The following is a 14,339-nucleotide window of genomic DNA, read 5'->3' on the forward strand; positions in this document are numbered from 1 at the left end:
ATCACCCGTCGCGCGGCGCCTGCAGGAAGTCGATGATGGCCCGGTTGAACGCCGCGGGGTCGACGTTGTACTCCCAGCCGTGCTCGGCCGGCGGCAGCTCGACGAGGCGTACCAGCTGCGGATTCGCCATCGCGAACATCACGGACGACGAGAACGGGACCACCCTGTCGCCGTCCGAGTGGATGACGAGGGCCGGCACCGCGAGCCGGCCCGGCCGCACCCAATCCAGCCGGTCGAACACGATCGGCTCGGGGAGGCCGGCACGCGCACTCATGCGCCGGTCGCCCAGTGCCCGGATCGCGAGCGGGGCCGCCCAGCCGGCGACGCCCTGATCGACCGCGGTGTGCCGGATGGCGGCACGCCAGTCCGTGACGGGGCCGACCAGGACGAGCCGGTCGATGGCGGCCCGGTGGACGCTGCGCTCCGCCAGCTGAAGAGCGATCGCGCCGCCCAGCGACCATCCGACCAGCACGATGCGCTGTGCCTGGTGATCGAGTGCGTAGGCGATGGCCGCCTCCACGTCCTCCCACTCTGTCTGCCCGAGCGCGGAGACGCCGCCCGGCGCATCCGGCGCCTCGCCGTCGCCCCGGAAGGACACGACCAGCGACGGGATCCCCAGGGCGTCGGTGGCGGGCACCGACCGCAGCACCGTCACCCGCGTGGTGTTCAGGCCGTGGATGTGGATGGCCCAGACCGGAGCCGGACGTCCCGGTTCGCTCGGCTCGATCAGCCAGGCCGGCGCGGTGCCGCCGGCCACCTCGAGCCCGATCTCGCGGTGGCACCGCCGCAGCGACGCCGGGTCCGGGTGGACGTGGGCCGTCCAGTGGCCTCGCCGCGCCGACGCGAGGTCGCCGCTGACCGTGAGCAGTTCGCGCGTCACCGTCCCGGTGGTCCGGTCGTGGGCCTTCGCCGGGCCGACCACGGCGTGACCGGCGCTCCCGAACCAGAGACCGAACTGCCCCCGGTGAAGCGTCCGCCGGTCGGCTTCGAGCGTCACCGTGGTGTCGGTGCTCGAGTGGATGCGCGTCAGCGCTCCCGGGCGCGGCGCCACGACCGCTCGCGCGTAGGCCACTCCGACGCGGCGCACCGCCCACCAGGCGAGGAGCGAGAGCAGCCCTGCGCCCAGCACCGCAGCGAGTATCCCCATACCCGTAGGACGAATCCGTCTCCCGCTTCATGACGGCGGAACCGGGTCTTGACAACGACCGCGTGCACCTGGTTGGTTAGTTACATGAGTAATGAACCGGTGAAGCTCGGATGATCGACGAAGGCAAGCCGATCTTCGTCCAGATCGCCGAACAGATCGAGAACGACATCATCGACGGGGTGTACCCCGCCGAGACCCAGGTGCCGTCCACGAACGAGTTCGCCGCTTTCTACCGGATCAACCCCGCGACGGCGGGCAAAGGCGTGAACCTCCTGGTCGACGAGGGGGTCCTCTACAAGAAGCGAGGAATCGGCATGTTCGTCTCCGACGGAGCGCGCGAGCGGCTCGTGGCCAAGCGGCGCGACGCCTTCAGCGACCAGTACCTCCGCCCCCTGCTCGTCGAGGCCGCCAAGCTCGGCATCGACCCCGACCAGCTCACCCGGATGATCCACACGGCCGCCCAGCCGGCCGTCCAGACGAGAGGAGTGCGCGCATGAGCGCCGCCCCCGCACCGACCTCCATCGCACCCGCGGTGCAGGTATCGGGCCTGACCAAGCGGTTCGGGTCGTTCACCGCGATCGACGACGTCTCCCTGACCATCAAGCCCGGCCGCGTCCACGGGCTGCTCGGCCGCAACGGCGCCGGGAAGACCACGCTCATGCAGCTCATCACCGGGCAGGACTTCGCGACGCGCGGCGACATCCACGTGTTCGGCGAGAAGCCGACCGAGAACGCACGCGTGCTGCAGAACATCTGCTTCATCAAGGAGAGCCAGCGCTACCCGGACGACTTCCAGCCCAAGCACGTGCTGCGCAGCGCGCCGTGGTTCTTCGAGAACTGGGACGCCGAGTTCGCGGAGCAGCTGGTCGACGAGTTCCGCCTCCCGCTGAACCGCCGCATCAAGAAGCTGTCCCGCGGCCAGCTGTCCGCCGTCGGCGTGATCGTGGGGCTCGCCTCCCGGGCACCGCTGACGTTCTTCGACGAGCCGTACCTCGGTCTCGACGCGGTCGCCCGGCAGCTCTTCTACGATCGGCTGCTCGAAGACTTCGCCGAGCACCCGCGCACCGTCGTGCTCTCCACGCACCTCATCGACGAAGTCGCCAACCTGCTGGAGCACGTCATCGTCATCGACCGGGGCCGCATCCTGATGGATGAGGACGCCGAGACGCTGCGCACGTCGGCGAGCACCGTGGTGGGACCGCGGAGCGCCGTCGACGAGTTCGTCCGAAGCCGCGAGGTCATCCACCGCGACGGCATCGGCGGCCTCGCCTCCGTCACCGTGGCAGGCCTCGGCCCGTCCGACCGCGCTCAGGCCGCGGCCGCCGGACTGGAGCTCGCACCGGTCTCCCTCCAGCAGTTGATCGTCCGCAGGACCGACGTCCGTGAGACAGGAATCGAGCAGACCGCATGACCGCCGCAACCCCCGCCCCCACGCTCATCGCCGCCCCCGCCGCCGGGCAGCGCATCTGGCGCGTGGTGCGGCTCAACGTCGTCAACAAGTGGAGCGTCATCTGGATCCCCGTCCTGATCATGTCGTTCATCTGGCTGGTGAACTGGCTGATCTGGTGGATCATCTGGGCGGCGACCGCTCCGGCCGACCGTGCGGAGGCGATGGACGGCACGCAGTGGAGCGGCGCGGCGTTCTACATCTTCGTCTACATGCTGGTGATCGGCATCCAGGTGATCTCCGCCACGTTCTCGTTCGCACTCGGCTACAGCGCCACCCGTCGCGACTTCGCACTCGGGTCGGGGCTGACGTTCCTGCTGCTCGCCGCCGGCTACTCCCTCGGCTTCACAGTGCTCTCCGCGATCGAGGAGTGGACGAACGGGTGGGGCCTCGGCGGCCACCTGTTCACGTCGGTGTACTTCGCCGGCGCGAACTTCGGTGAACGCTTGTTCATCGCGTTCGTCACGATGCTGTTCATGTTCGCGGTGGGCGCCTTCTCGGCGGCACTGTTCATGCGGTGGCGGATGAACGGCATCCTCGTCGCGGGCGCGGTGCTCGCCCTGGTGCTGGTGGGTGCCGTCGCGCTCATCACCTTCACGCAGAGCTGGCCGGCGGTCGGCGAGTGGTTCGCCGCGAGCGGGCCGGTCGGCGTCGCCACCTGGCTGCTCATCCCGACGGCCCTCGCCGCGGTCGCCGGCTATCTCGTGCTGGGTCGCGCCACCCCGCGCAGCTGACGCGCGCCGGCCGGCGCCGGGCATGGACGTGGCCGGGAGCGATGCGCTCCCGGCCACGGTTTATGCCATCGGCCTCACTCGGCCGGAGCGGTGACCGCGCCGTCCGACGATCTCGGCGCCGTCAGGCTACGACGCCGCGACGGCCGTGGAACGAACGCCCGGTGAACTCATAGCCGGCGGCAAGGCGACGCCCGACCGCCGCCTTCGCTAGCGTGTGTCCCGTGCTGGGCTATCTCTTCCTCGGGGTCGCGATCGCGACCGAGGTCGTCGCGACGACGTTCCTCAAGTTCACCTCCGGCGACAACCCCAAGTGGTGGGCGTTCGTCATCGTCGTCGTCGGCTACTTCGCGTCGTTCTTCGCGCTGTCGCTCGCCCTCGGGCGCGGCGTCCCGCTCGGGATCGCCTACGCGATCTGGTCGGCCGTCGGCGTCGCCGCGATCGCGATCATCTCGTGGGTGTTCTTCAAGGAGTCGCTCACCTGGGTGCAGCTCGCCGGCCTCGTGCTGGTGATCGGCGGCGTCGGGCTGCTGGAGCTCGGCGCCCGGCACCCCGCCTAAGCGGAGCCGACGAACGCCTCCAGCGCCTCGTCCAGCGTGCGCGCCGGAGGGATGTACTCGTACACCGCGCCGGGTCCCGACGGCACGTACTCCCCCTCGGGCGTCACGGTGATCTCGCCGAGCAGGCGTCCCCTGCCGAGCTCCGCGTCCTCGTCGGGGAACGAGTGGTCGTACACCTCGAACCGGTCGCCGTCCTCGTACACCGTCAGGTCTTCCAGCAGGGGCATCTCAGAACCTCCTCGTGAAGGGCAGCGGCTTGCGCATCCGGATGAGCAGCAGCAGCGGGACGAGCACGTACGGCCCGTTGTACAGCAGGAACACGACCGGGTTCGGCGTGCGCTGGCCGACGGGCCCGAAGAACTCCACGCCGAAGATCGGGATGGCCGTCAGGCTGATGATCATGGTCGCGTAGATGACGGCGAACAGCTGGATCCAGTTGAAGCCCTTCACCAGGCAGATCACCAGCAGCACGTAGAACGGCAGGTAGACGAACGCGCTCGTGCCGGTGATGAACCGCAGCCACAGCGGTTCCTGCATGTACAGCGGGTCGTACTGGGACGAGTACGTGTAGTTCCACTGGGCCAGGATGTTCGTCGTCGTCGCGGTCTGCGGGATCCCGAGCGTCGGGATGGCGTCGCTGATGATGCACGTCACGATGAACAGCGAGAACATCACGATGAAGAAGATGTCGACGGGACGTTTGCGCAACGGCAGGTTCACCGGCGTCGCCGCAGCGGCGGAGGCGACCTGGCCGGTTCCGGGGGTCACGGTGGTCACGAGCGTGAGCCTAGCGCCGGTCAGCCCGTGTAGCCCACGTTGATCAGCACCTGCCGCATGATCGCCGCCGACTTCCCCTCGTCCACCGAGTCGGAGCCTTCGACCTGCACCCAGCCGTGCGCGGCGATGACATCGAGCTCCGTACCGGTCCGATAGGCGGACTCGCCCAGGCCGGACACGTCCGTGGCGTCGGCGGGACGTGTGGATTCGGCATAGCTCGCCCCTCCGGGGAGGACGGACGCCGAGACCGACACGGACGACGGGCCCCGGGTCGACCAGATGCAGTTGTACGAGCCGACCAGCCGGTTGACGCCCATCGTCGACAACGCGTTCTCACCGTCGTCCGATTTCGAGACGGTCGCCTCCTCCCCCAGGATCGCGCTCAGCGCATCCTCGCCGATCAGCTGGTCGCAGTTCTGCGCACCGCGGAGCGTGGCGCCCTCGGGCTGCCACAACGGTTCCGGCGTGGGCAGCGCGCGCACAGCGGGCAGGACGGCCGAGGAGACCGCGTCGACCCATGCGGACTGGCTGTCGTAGGTGGCCGCGCCGTAGTCCCACACGCCGGCGTGGACGCCGTAGTCCGGCGTGCGCGCGAAGAAACCGCACAGCTGGAAGAAGGTCGGCGAGCACATGGAATACGTGTCCGGTTCCGTCCCCAGCGGTTCGTCCAGGCCGCCGACGTCGATGCTGCCTCGGTAGTCCTCCAGAGCCTGGTGCGTGACACCGGGAACGACGGTGACCCATCCGTAGAGCTTCTTCTGGCCGAGCGGCTCTGCGGGATCCCCCTCCGCCCAGGTGCAGCGCAGGCCGCCGTCGCGCGTGTCCGCGTAGGCCGCGGGGTTGTGCACGGGATCGGCCGTGACTGCGGTGACGGGCGCCCGGAAGGCGGCTTCGACGACGGCCGGCGGTACCAGCTGGTCGCACGTCAGCGGCACGCGGCTGGTCGGCTTGGATGCAGCCGCCGGTGTCGGCGTCGGCGTCGCGGTGCGCGAGGGGGCCGGGTCGCCCGTTCCCCCCGGGTGCGGTGCGGCGCAGCCCCCCAGCAGCGCCACCACGATGGCCATTCCGGCGAGCGCGCCGGCACGAGTCCTGTTCATATATTCCCCCCTAGGAATGCGCGCCGACGAGGGCGCGCACCGCGAGGCTAGCGCATCGCTGAGCCGCGAGGGATGGGCGTTGCCGAAGAGTTACTTCAGCGACTTCTGCATGAGCACGGTGCCGAGCCAGCGGTCGAACTTGTAGCCGACGCGACCCATCCGGCCGATCTCCGTGAAGCCGAAGTTCTCGTGCATCCGGATCGACGCCTCTGCGCCCTTGTCGGCGATGACCGCGATGATCTCCTTGAGGCCGGCGGCCTTCGAACGGTCGATCAGCTCCTGCATCAGGACCGGTCCGAGACCCTTGCCCGTGGAGGCGGCCCCCAGGTAGATCGAGTTCTCGACCGTGAAGCGGTACGCGCGCTTCTGCTTCCACGGCTGCACCAGCGCATAGCCGAGGATCTGCCCGTTCGGCGACTCGGCGACGATGAACGGCATCCCGAGCTTCTTCAGGTAGGCGAACTTGCTCTTCCACTCGCGCAGCGTCATCGCATCCTCATCGAAGGTGACGGTGCTGTTGGCCACGTAGTGGTTGTAGATCTCGCGGATGTGCGGGAGATCCTCCGGGCGCGCCTCGCGGAGGGCGTACTCGAACGGCGCCTCCGACGGCGGCGGCTTGCGCAGGTGGCGCGGGAGCACTCGGCGCTCCTGGTATTCCTCTTCCAGCACGTCGACAAGCCTACGTCGCTCGTATTGCGTGCGCGTTACGGTTCGAGCGTCCAGTCCACGGGTTTCTCGCCGGCCTGCTCCAGCAGGGCGTTGGCCCGGGAGAAGGGCTTCGACCCGAAGAACCCGCGCGAGGCCGACAACGGGCTGGGATGCGCCGACTCGATGAAGGGGTTCCCCTCCAGGAGCGGCTTCAGCGTCGAGGCGTCCCTTCCCCACAGGATCGACACGAACGGACGGCCACGCGCGACGAGCGAGCGGATGGCATGCTCGGTCACCGCCTCCCATCCTTTCCCGCGGTGCGAGGCCGGCTCCCCGGGCCGGACCGTGAGGACGCGGTTGAGCAGCATGACGCCGTGACCGGACCACGCACTCAGGTCGCCGTGCGTGGGCGGGGTGACGCCGAGGTCGTCGCGCAGCTCGCGGTAGATGTTCTGCAGGCTGCGGGGCACCGGGCGCACGTGGCGCTCAACGGCGAACGAGAGTCCGATGGGATGCCCTGGGGTGGGATACGGATCCTGCCCGACGATCAGCACGCGCACATCCGCGAGCGGGGCGCTGAACGCCCGCAGCACGACATCCCCCGCGGGAAGATACGAGCGGCCCGCCGCGACCTCTGCGCGAAGGAACTCGCCCATGGCGGCGATGTCGCCGGCGACGGGCTCGAGGGCGGCGGCCCAGCCCGGGTCCATCGACCCGTCGGCAGCCAGTTCGGCGAGCGACTTCGGCACGCGGGGCTCAGTGCGTGGCGGCGGTGACCGGCGGGAGAGCGGACCACGGGAACGTGATCCAGCGGTCCGTGCGGCGCCACACGAAGTCGGGCTCCAGCACGGTGCGCGGCTTCGAGTAGAGGCAGACGGTGCGCACGTCGGCACCGGAGGCGGCGATCAGGTCGACCACCATCGCGAGGGTGCGGCCCGAATCGGAGACGTCGTCGACGAGGAGCACACGCTTGGCGTCCAGGGCGGCCGCATCGAGCAGCGGAGGCAGCACGACGGGCTCGGGGAGCCGGGTGTCGACGCCGGTGTAGAACTCGACGTTGAGCGCGCCGCAGGCTTTGATCCCCAGCGCGTAGGAGATGGCGCCGGCCAGCAGCAGACCGCCGCGCGCGATCGCCACGACCATGTCCGGCTCGAACCCGGACTCGACGACCTCGCCGGCCAGGTGACGAGAGGCCTCGCCGAACTCGAGCCAGCCCAGGACCTCCCGTTCCGTCTCCTGAAGGACGTCTGCTCCGGAATCGTCGAGTTCGCTGGCCATTGCTCTACCGTACCGGGGGCGTGCTGGTGTTAGCATCCGCGCATGACCCCGGAGAAGACGTCGGCTCAGCGCAGGGCGACGGTCGCGATCGGTGCAACGGCAGGCCTCATCGGCTGGCTCGCCCTTGTGGAGCTGACGAGCGGCATCCTGCAGGGGTACTACGTCCCTCTGATCTCCGACATCGTGCACCACCTGGGCATCCGCGACGCCGACTACAACTGGTTCGAGGCCGCCCAGTTGCTGGTGTCGGCCCTGGTCGTGCCGGTGCTCGCGAAGCTCGGCGACATGTTCGGCCACAAGCGCATCCTGCTCATCGCCACGGTGCTGACCGCGCTGGCGAGCTGGGCGCTCGCGTTCTCCGGCGACTTCGTCAGCTATCTGCTGGCGTTCGCCCTGCAGGGGTTCTACGTCGTGTGGCTGCCGCTCGAGGTCGCCCTGATCTTCGACCGGGGCCGGCGCACCGGCGCCGCCGCCTCGGGGACCCGCCGCGCGGCCGGACTGCTCGTGGTGGCCCTGGAGGCGGGAGCGATCGTGGGTGCGATCGGCGCCGGGCTCCTCTTCGAGGCCCTGGGCGGCGACGTCACACTGACCCTGATGGTCCCGGCGGTCGCCGTCACGCTCGTGTTCTTCGCCATCCTCTTCGGGGTGCCCGAATCCGAGCCCGTGCCCGGGCGCACGCTCGACGGCGTCGGATTCACCCTCCTCGCTCTGGGTCTGCTGCTCATCACCTCCGGGCTGACCTTCCTCCGCCTCAACGGCGTGGGCACCTGGTGGGTATGGGCGCTCATCCTTCTGGGGGTGCTCGCGTTCATCCCGTTCGGGCGGTGGGAGCTGCGGCAGGCGGACCCGGCGGTCGACCTGCGGGTGCTGCGCCGACCCTCCATGTGGCCGGTGCAGCTGACCGCCGGTCTCATCGGGATCAGCCTGCTCGGCGCCCAGGCCCCGCTCAGCACGTACGCCGGGACGGACCCAGCGAACGGCTACGGCCTCGGGCTCACGGCCGGCCAGCGCAGCATCCTGATCGGCGCCTACCTGATCTCGATGATCGTCGGCGCACTGCTTTTCCCGCTGGTCTCCTCGTGGCTGACACCCCGCGTGACCTTGATCGGCGCGTCGTTCCTGGTCGCGATCGGGTACCTGCTCTTCCTGCCGTTCCATCTGGAGACGTGGCAGGTGTTCACCAACATGGGCGTAGCGGGCCTCGGCTCGGGCGCCCTCGTCGGGGCCCTCCCCGCCGCCGCAGCGGCAGCAGCGCCACGCGGGCAGACCGGTGTCGCGACAGCTCTGACGAACACGACCAAGACGATCGGCGGCTCCTTCGCCTCCGCAGTCTTCGGGGTCGTGCTGCTGGCCGGTGCGGCCACCGTGACGGCCACGGCCGCCAGCCTCTTCGGCTACATGATCGTGTGGACCATCTGCGGCCTGGGCGCCCTCGTCGCGGCGGTGCTGCTGTTCTTCGTGCCGCGCCTCGCGTTCGCCGACGCGGAGCCCGCCGGATCCGCGGAACCCGAACCCGAACTATCCGCTTTGGAGTGACAATGAACGCGCAGCTGCCTCCCGCCGTCGCCGATGCTCTCACGCAGTTCCTCCTGGAACAACGACGCGTCGCCCCGGGCCTGGTGAGCCGCGCGGTCGTCACCGGATCGGCAGCCGCCGGGGACTGGCATCCCGGCGTCAGCGACATCGACGTCGTCTTCGTGGTCACGCGCGATCCCGTCGACGACCTCCCCGCGCTCGCGGAGCTGCACGCCTCCTCCGAGCCGCACATCGACGGCGTCTACCTGACCGAGTCGGAACTCGCCCGGGGGCCGGACATCGTGCAGACGGCGCCCCAGGTGGTGGAGGGCGTCCTCGTCTCCGCACTGGCAGGCGCGCAGCTCAGCTGGATCACCTGGCGCGAACTCGAGTCCGGCGTCCAGGGCGTCGTCGACGGCGGCGACGTGATCTGGACGCCGGTGGCCGACCGGCACCCCGGCAGTCCGCAGGGCGTCGTCGCGTTCTCGCGGAACAATCTGGTCGACTACTGGCAGCGCATCGGCGAGAGCCTCGAGAAGGAGCTCTCCGAGCGGCAGGATGACGCGCCGCTGCGGCCGGAGACGGTCCGCTGGGTCGCCCTGGGCCCCATCCGGCTGGTCGCCACGATCGACACCGGCGAAGTGCTGACCAAGACGGCGGCCGCGGACTATGCGGCCGAGCGCTGGCCGGAGCACGCCGAGCTGCTGCGGCGGGCCGTGCGCGATCGCGCGGGAGAACGCCAGACGTTCACCGTGCGCGACGGTAGGCAAGCGCTGGAGCTGCTGCGCGCCTGCGTCGCGGTCGCCGACGACTGAGCGCGGCTGACGCCGTCAGCCGCCGTCGCCGCGCTCGTCCGCGGGGTGGTCGAGCGCGGGGTGGTCGAGCAGCCGCTGCTCCTGCTCCTCGCGGTCGTGCCGCAGGGCGCGCGTCCGCTCGTTCAGGTAGTTGACGATGGTGGCGCTCGCGGTTCCGACGATCGCCACGCCACCGACCATCAGCACCACGGCGAGCACCCGGCCCGGCACGGTCACCGGGTAGTAGTCGCCGTAGCCCACGGTCGCCATCGTGACGCACGCCCACCACACCGAGTCGCCGAACGAGCGGATGTTCGAGCCGTGCGCGTACCGCTCCACCTGGAACTCCGCGAGCGAGATCACGTAGATGAACATGATGATGAAGCTCGCCGCGATGATGATCACGCGCCGGCGCAGGTGCGACCCGCTGTTGCCCTGGAGCCCGGGCAGGTGCCGTAGGCCGGTCAGCAGCCGGAAGGGCCGCGCCATGGGGACGAACACCGACAGCAGGTCGACGAGGTTGTGCCGGACGAAGTCGCTCTTGTGGCGGGCGAGGACGAGCCGCGTCACGAAGTCGAGGACGAAGAACGCCCACACCGCCACCAGCACCACGACCAGGATGACGGTGGTCGTCGCCGATTTGGTCTCGTCGAGGATGTTCCACGAGTACGCGATGAGGAAGAGAACGCTCGCCCCGATGCCGGGCCAGGCGGTCGCCCGCTCCCACCGCAGACGCTTGGCGTCATCCTCGTCGCTCATGTCAGTCCCCGACCTGCAGCGGGCCCTTGTGCAGCCGGTAGGGAGCTGCCTGGGCGACGGGTTTGACCACGATGAGGTCGAGGTCGACGTGCCGGGGAAGGCTCAGCGCGTGGACGATGGTCTCGGCGACGTCCTCCGCCGACAGCGGCTCCGGCACATCCTCGTACACCGCATCCCGTCTGGCCTGGTCGCCCCCGAACCGGACCAGCGAGAACTCCTCCGTCGCCACCATCCCCGGAGCGACCTCGACCACGCGGATAGGCTCGCCGTTCAGTTCCAGCCGCAGCACCTCGGTGAGGGCGTGCTCGGCGAACTTCGCCGCGTTGTACCCGCCGCCGCCGGCGTACGCCGTCAGGCCCGCGATCGAGGTGAGGTTCAGGATGTCGGCGTGGCCGGTTTCGCGCGCGCCATGGCGGAGCAGCGGCAGCAGCGCCGAGATGACCCGCTTGGTGCCGAGGACGTTGATCTCGTACATCCAGGCCCAGTCGTCGATGCTCGACTTCTCGACCGAGTCCAGCCCCTTCGCCCCGCCCGCGTTGTTGACGAGGGCGTGGATGCCGCCGGTCGCCGCCAGGTGGTCGCGGAGCGCATCCACATCGTCCTGCTTCGTCAGGTCGGCCGCGAACACCTCGGCGCCGGTCTCCTCGGCGAGCGCGCGGAGCCGGTCCTCGCGCCGCGCGACGCCCACGACGTCCCAGCCTTCCGCTCGGAAGGCCCGCACCGTGGCCGCACCGATTCCTGAACTCGCTCCTGTCACGACCACGCGTCTTTCCATGACGTCATTCTGGCGGGATCGGACGAATTTGTGGCGGGTTACGGCGTGTTTCGGATCCGTTGCCCACACGCTGCCACGCGAATAGCCTGCTGGGGACGGCGGTGGCAGACCGCTCGCGACCCCTGACCTCACACCCGAAGGAGAGACGCCATGACCGATGCCGCCGACTGGCAGTTCGAGACCAAGCAGATCCACTCAGGAGCTGCCCCGGACCCGGTGACCAACGCCCGGGCCACGCCGATCTACCAGACCACCTCGTACGTCTTCAACAACGCCCAGCACGCGAAGAACCTGTTCGCGCTGGCCGAGTTCGGGAACATCTACACCCGCATCCAGAACCCGACGCAGGCCGTCGTCGAGGAGCGCGTCGCCGCGCTCGAAGGCGGCACGGGCGCGCTGCTCGTCGCCTCCGGCCAGGCCGCCGAGACCTTCGCGGTGCTGAACATCGCCCAGGCCGGCGACCACATCGTCTCCTCCAGCTCGATCTACGGCGGCACGTACAACCTGTTCAAGTACACGCTGGCGAAGCTCGGCATCGAGACGACGTTCGTCGAGAACCAGGACGACGCCGACGAGTGGCGTCGCGCGGTCCGCCCGAACACCAAGCTGTTCTTCGCGGAGACCATCGGCAACCCGAAGATCAACATCCTCGACATCGCCCTCGTCGCCGACGTGGCGCACGAGGCGGGCGTCCCGCTGATCGTCGACAACACGATCGCCACCCCGTACCTGATCCGTCCGTTCGAGCACGGCGCCGACATCGTCGTGCACTCCGCGACGAAGTTCCTCGGCGGCCACGGCACGGTCATCGGCGGCATCATCGTCGACGGCGGCACGTACGAGTGGTCGAAGAACGTCGAGAAGTTCCCGGGCCTGACCGAGCCGGACCCGTCGTACCACGGCGCGAGCTACACGGCCGCGGTCGGCGACGGACTCGCCTACATCATCAAGGCGCGCGTCCAGCTGCTCCGCGACCTCGGCGCGGCCATCGCCCCGGCGAGCGCCTGGCAGCTCATCCAGGGCATCGAGACCCTCTCGCTGCGCGTCGAGCGCCACACGCAGAACGCGCAGGAGATCGCCGAGTTCCTGGAGGCGCACCCCGATGTCGCGACGGTGAACTACTCCGGCCTGCCGACGAGCCCGTGGTACGCGGCCGCCAACCGGTACGCCCCGAAGGGTGTCGGCGCCGTCCTGTCGTTCGAGCTCAAGGGCGGTGTGGATGCGGGCGCCGCCCTCGTCGACAACCTCTCGCTGTTCAGCCACCTGGCCAACATCGGCGACGTGCGCAGCCTGGTCATCCACCCGGCGTCCACCACCCACTCGCAGCTGACCCCGGAGCAGCAGCTCACCGCGGGTGTCACCCCGGGCCTGGTGCGCCTCTCGGTCGGCCTCGAGAACGTCGACGACCTGAAGGCCGACCTCACCGCAGGCCTGGCCGCCGCCCGCTCGGTCGTGGAGGCCGCCCGCGCCTAGCCCTGGCCCGTAGCCGCCGAGCACAGGAAAAACGCCCGCCGAATGCGGATTCGGCGGGCGTTTTGCCTGTGCTCGGCGGCGGGGCGTAACAGAGCGCAGGGGATGCGCGCGCTCGGGAAGAATAGACAGCATGGAGTGGCAGACAACCGCCGACACGGCGCCGTCGAGTTTCATCACCGACGCCCAGGCGCGGACGCTGCTCGGCAAGCCGCCGGCGAGCGGCGCCTGGAAGGAGTCCGACGCACCGGGAGGCCGGCTCTTCGCGGGGATCGGCGCGTTCGGTTTCGAGAGCGGCGAGAGCCTCCCGTTCGTCCGGGTGGCGTACGAGACCTGGGGCGAGCTGTCCCCCGAGCGCGACAACGCGGTCCTCGTGCTCCACGCCCTGACCGGCGACTCGCACGCGATCGGCCCGGCGGGCCCCGGCCACCGCACTCCCGGCTGGTGGGAGGGCATCGTCGGCCCGGGGAAGGCGATCGACACCGACCGCTGGTTCGTCGTGGCGCCCAACATGCTCGGCGGCTGCCAAGGGACCACCGGCCCCGCCTCCCTCGCCCCCGACGGGGCCGAGTGGGGCGCGCGCTTCCCGTTCACCACCATCCGCGACCAGGTGAACGCCCAGGCCGCCCTCGCCGACACCATCGGCATCGAGCGCTGGGCGGGCGTCGTCGGCGGTTCCATGGGCGGGATGCAGGCACTGGAGTGGGCGATCATGTTCCCGGACCGCGTCGAACGGCTCGCCGTGATCGCCGCTCCCCCGCACTCGACGGCCGACCAGATCGCCCTCAACTCGGTGCAGATCGAGGCCGTGCGCACCGACCCGCTGTTCCGCGGCGGCCAGTATTACGACGCGGGCGACGGCAACGGGCCGCATCGGGGTCTCGCGCTCGCCCGCCGCATGGCGCTGCTCAACTACCGGAGCCCGTCGGAGCTCAACGTGCGGTTCGAGCGCGCCTGGCAGAGCGAGATCAGCCCGCTGGGCGGAGGCGGGCGCTTCGCCGTCGAGTCGTACCTCGACTTCCACGGCAACAAGTTCACCCGCCGCTTCGACGCCAACAGCTACATCACACTGGTGGAGGCGATGAACTCGCACGACGTCGGCCGTGGCCGCGGCGGACTCGCGGCAGCGCTGTCGCGGGTCAGCGCCCGGACCCTGGTGGTCGGCATCGACAGCGACCGCCTGTTCCCCGTCGAAGGACAAGAGCTCATCGCCTACCATGTTCCGCACACGCTGGACGGTAGAGTTCCAGTGGTGATCCGCTCGGACTTCGGCCACGACGGATTCCTGATCGAGGACGACGCCGTCAGCGCACAGCTGCGGCGACTGCTCGCCGACTGACG

Annotated in this window: 17 protein-coding genes; 8 read left to right on the forward strand and 9 right to left on the reverse strand. The window is 69.8% G+C overall.

The window, feature by feature from the left end; genetic code table 11:
- Position 1: 1 nt before the first annotated feature.
- On the reverse strand, positions 2-1,129 hold the full coding sequence (locus tag QRN40_RS01975; RefSeq protein WP_285113803.1) for an alpha/beta hydrolase family protein: 1,128 nt from the start codon (positions 1,127-1,129) through the stop codon (positions 2-4).
- A 128-nt stretch (positions 1,130-1,257) separates the two neighbouring features.
- Between QRN40_RS01975 and QRN40_RS01980 the strand changes: the two genes are divergently transcribed.
- The 4 genes from QRN40_RS01980 (at position 1,258) to QRN40_RS01995 (ending at position 3,885) form a co-directional block, all read left to right on the forward strand.
- Complete coding sequence (locus QRN40_RS01980) at positions 1,258-1,644, forward strand: GntR family transcriptional regulator (RefSeq protein ID WP_285113804.1); 387 nt, start codon at positions 1,258-1,260, stop codon at positions 1,642-1,644.
- Positions 1,641-2,558 carry an ABC transporter ATP-binding protein gene (locus QRN40_RS01985; protein ID WP_285113805.1) on the forward strand — a complete coding sequence of 306 codons (918 nt, stop codon included), beginning with the start codon at positions 1,641-1,643 and terminating at the stop codon, positions 2,556-2,558. The genes QRN40_RS01980 and QRN40_RS01985 overlap by 4 nt, the downstream gene beginning before the upstream one ends.
- Positions 2,555-3,328, forward strand: coding sequence for a hypothetical protein (locus QRN40_RS01990; RefSeq protein ID WP_285113806.1), 774 nt, complete (start codon positions 2,555-2,557; stop codon positions 3,326-3,328). The genes QRN40_RS01985 and QRN40_RS01990 overlap by 4 nt, the downstream gene beginning before the upstream one ends.
- Before the next feature lie 221 nt (positions 3,329-3,549).
- The gene (locus QRN40_RS01995; protein ID WP_285113807.1) at positions 3,550-3,885 is read left to right on the forward strand and encodes a DMT family transporter; all 336 of its coding nucleotides are present in this window, start codon (positions 3,550-3,552) and stop codon (positions 3,883-3,885) included.
- On the opposite strand, the gene QRN40_RS02000 is transcribed toward QRN40_RS01995, so the two are convergent.
- The 6 genes from QRN40_RS02000 to QRN40_RS02025 all read right to left on the reverse strand — a co-directional run bounded on the left by QRN40_RS02000 (position 3,882) and on the right by QRN40_RS02025 (position 7,685).
- A complete protein-coding gene (locus QRN40_RS02000) occupies positions 3,882-4,112 on the reverse strand; it encodes a hypothetical protein (protein ID WP_285113808.1) in 231 nt (76 codons plus the stop codon). The two genes, QRN40_RS01995 and QRN40_RS02000, sit on opposite strands and share 4 nt — an antisense overlap.
- A 1-nt stretch (position 4,113) precedes the next feature.
- A complete protein-coding gene (locus QRN40_RS02005; RefSeq protein WP_285113809.1) occupies positions 4,114-4,662 on the reverse strand; it encodes a DUF2781 domain-containing protein in 549 nt (182 codons plus the stop codon).
- Between the two features lie 20 nt (positions 4,663-4,682).
- Positions 4,683-5,759: a hypothetical protein gene (locus QRN40_RS02010; RefSeq protein WP_285113810.1), complete on the reverse strand. Its 1,077-nt coding sequence runs from the start codon at positions 5,757-5,759 to the stop codon at positions 4,683-4,685.
- A 90-nt stretch (positions 5,760-5,849) separates the two neighbouring features.
- The gene (locus QRN40_RS02015) at positions 5,850-6,428 is read right to left on the reverse strand and encodes a GNAT family N-acetyltransferase (protein WP_285113811.1); all 579 of its coding nucleotides are present in this window, start codon (positions 6,426-6,428) and stop codon (positions 5,850-5,852) included.
- A 35-nt stretch (positions 6,429-6,463) separates the two neighbouring features.
- A complete protein-coding gene (locus QRN40_RS02020) occupies positions 6,464-7,117 on the reverse strand; it encodes a uracil-DNA glycosylase (protein WP_502878932.1) in 654 nt (217 codons plus the stop codon).
- 46 nt (positions 7,118-7,163) lie between these two features.
- Entirely contained in the window at positions 7,164-7,685 is a 522-nt protein-coding gene (locus tag QRN40_RS02025; protein ID WP_285113813.1) for a phosphoribosyltransferase, read from the reverse strand.
- Positions 7,686-7,727: 42 nt separating this feature from the next.
- On the opposite strand from QRN40_RS02025, the gene QRN40_RS02030 reads away from it, so the two are divergent.
- Both QRN40_RS02030 and QRN40_RS02035 read left to right on the forward strand, forming a co-directional pair.
- Complete coding sequence (locus QRN40_RS02030) at positions 7,728-9,221, forward strand: MFS transporter (protein WP_285113814.1); 1,494 nt, start codon at positions 7,728-7,730, stop codon at positions 9,219-9,221.
- A 2-nt stretch (positions 9,222-9,223) separates the two neighbouring features.
- Complete coding sequence (locus QRN40_RS02035) at positions 9,224-10,015, forward strand: nucleotidyltransferase domain-containing protein (protein ID WP_285113815.1); 792 nt, start codon at positions 9,224-9,226, stop codon at positions 10,013-10,015.
- Between the two features lie 15 nt (positions 10,016-10,030).
- On the opposite strand, the gene QRN40_RS02040 is transcribed toward QRN40_RS02035, so the two are convergent.
- Together QRN40_RS02040 and QRN40_RS02045 are read right to left on the reverse strand one after the other, a co-directional pair.
- Positions 10,031-10,753, reverse strand: a complete 723-nt coding sequence (locus QRN40_RS02040) for a potassium channel family protein (RefSeq protein ID WP_285113816.1) — start codon at positions 10,751-10,753, stop codon at positions 10,031-10,033.
- Position 10,754: 1 nt separating this feature from the next.
- Positions 10,755-11,528 (reverse strand): SDR family oxidoreductase, encoded by a 774-nt coding sequence (locus tag QRN40_RS02045; protein ID WP_285113817.1) that lies wholly within the window; start codon positions 11,526-11,528, stop codon positions 10,755-10,757.
- Positions 11,529-11,678: 150 nt separating this feature from the next.
- Between QRN40_RS02045 and QRN40_RS02050 the strand changes: the two genes are divergently transcribed.
- Positions 11,679-13,001, forward strand: coding sequence for a bifunctional o-acetylhomoserine/o-acetylserine sulfhydrylase (locus QRN40_RS02050; protein ID WP_285113818.1), 1,323 nt, complete (start codon positions 11,679-11,681; stop codon positions 12,999-13,001).
- Between the two features lie 130 nt (positions 13,002-13,131).
- Positions 13,132-14,337, forward strand: coding sequence for a homoserine O-acetyltransferase MetX (gene metX, locus QRN40_RS02055; protein WP_285113819.1), 1,206 nt, complete (start codon positions 13,132-13,134; stop codon positions 14,335-14,337).
- Positions 14,338-14,339 lie beyond the last annotated feature (2 nt).

Origin of the sequence: Leifsonia sp. fls2-241-R2A-40a (assembly GCF_030209575.1) — a bacterium.
In the GTDB taxonomy this organism is placed as follows: domain Bacteria; phylum Actinomycetota; class Actinomycetes; order Actinomycetales; family Microbacteriaceae; genus Leifsonia.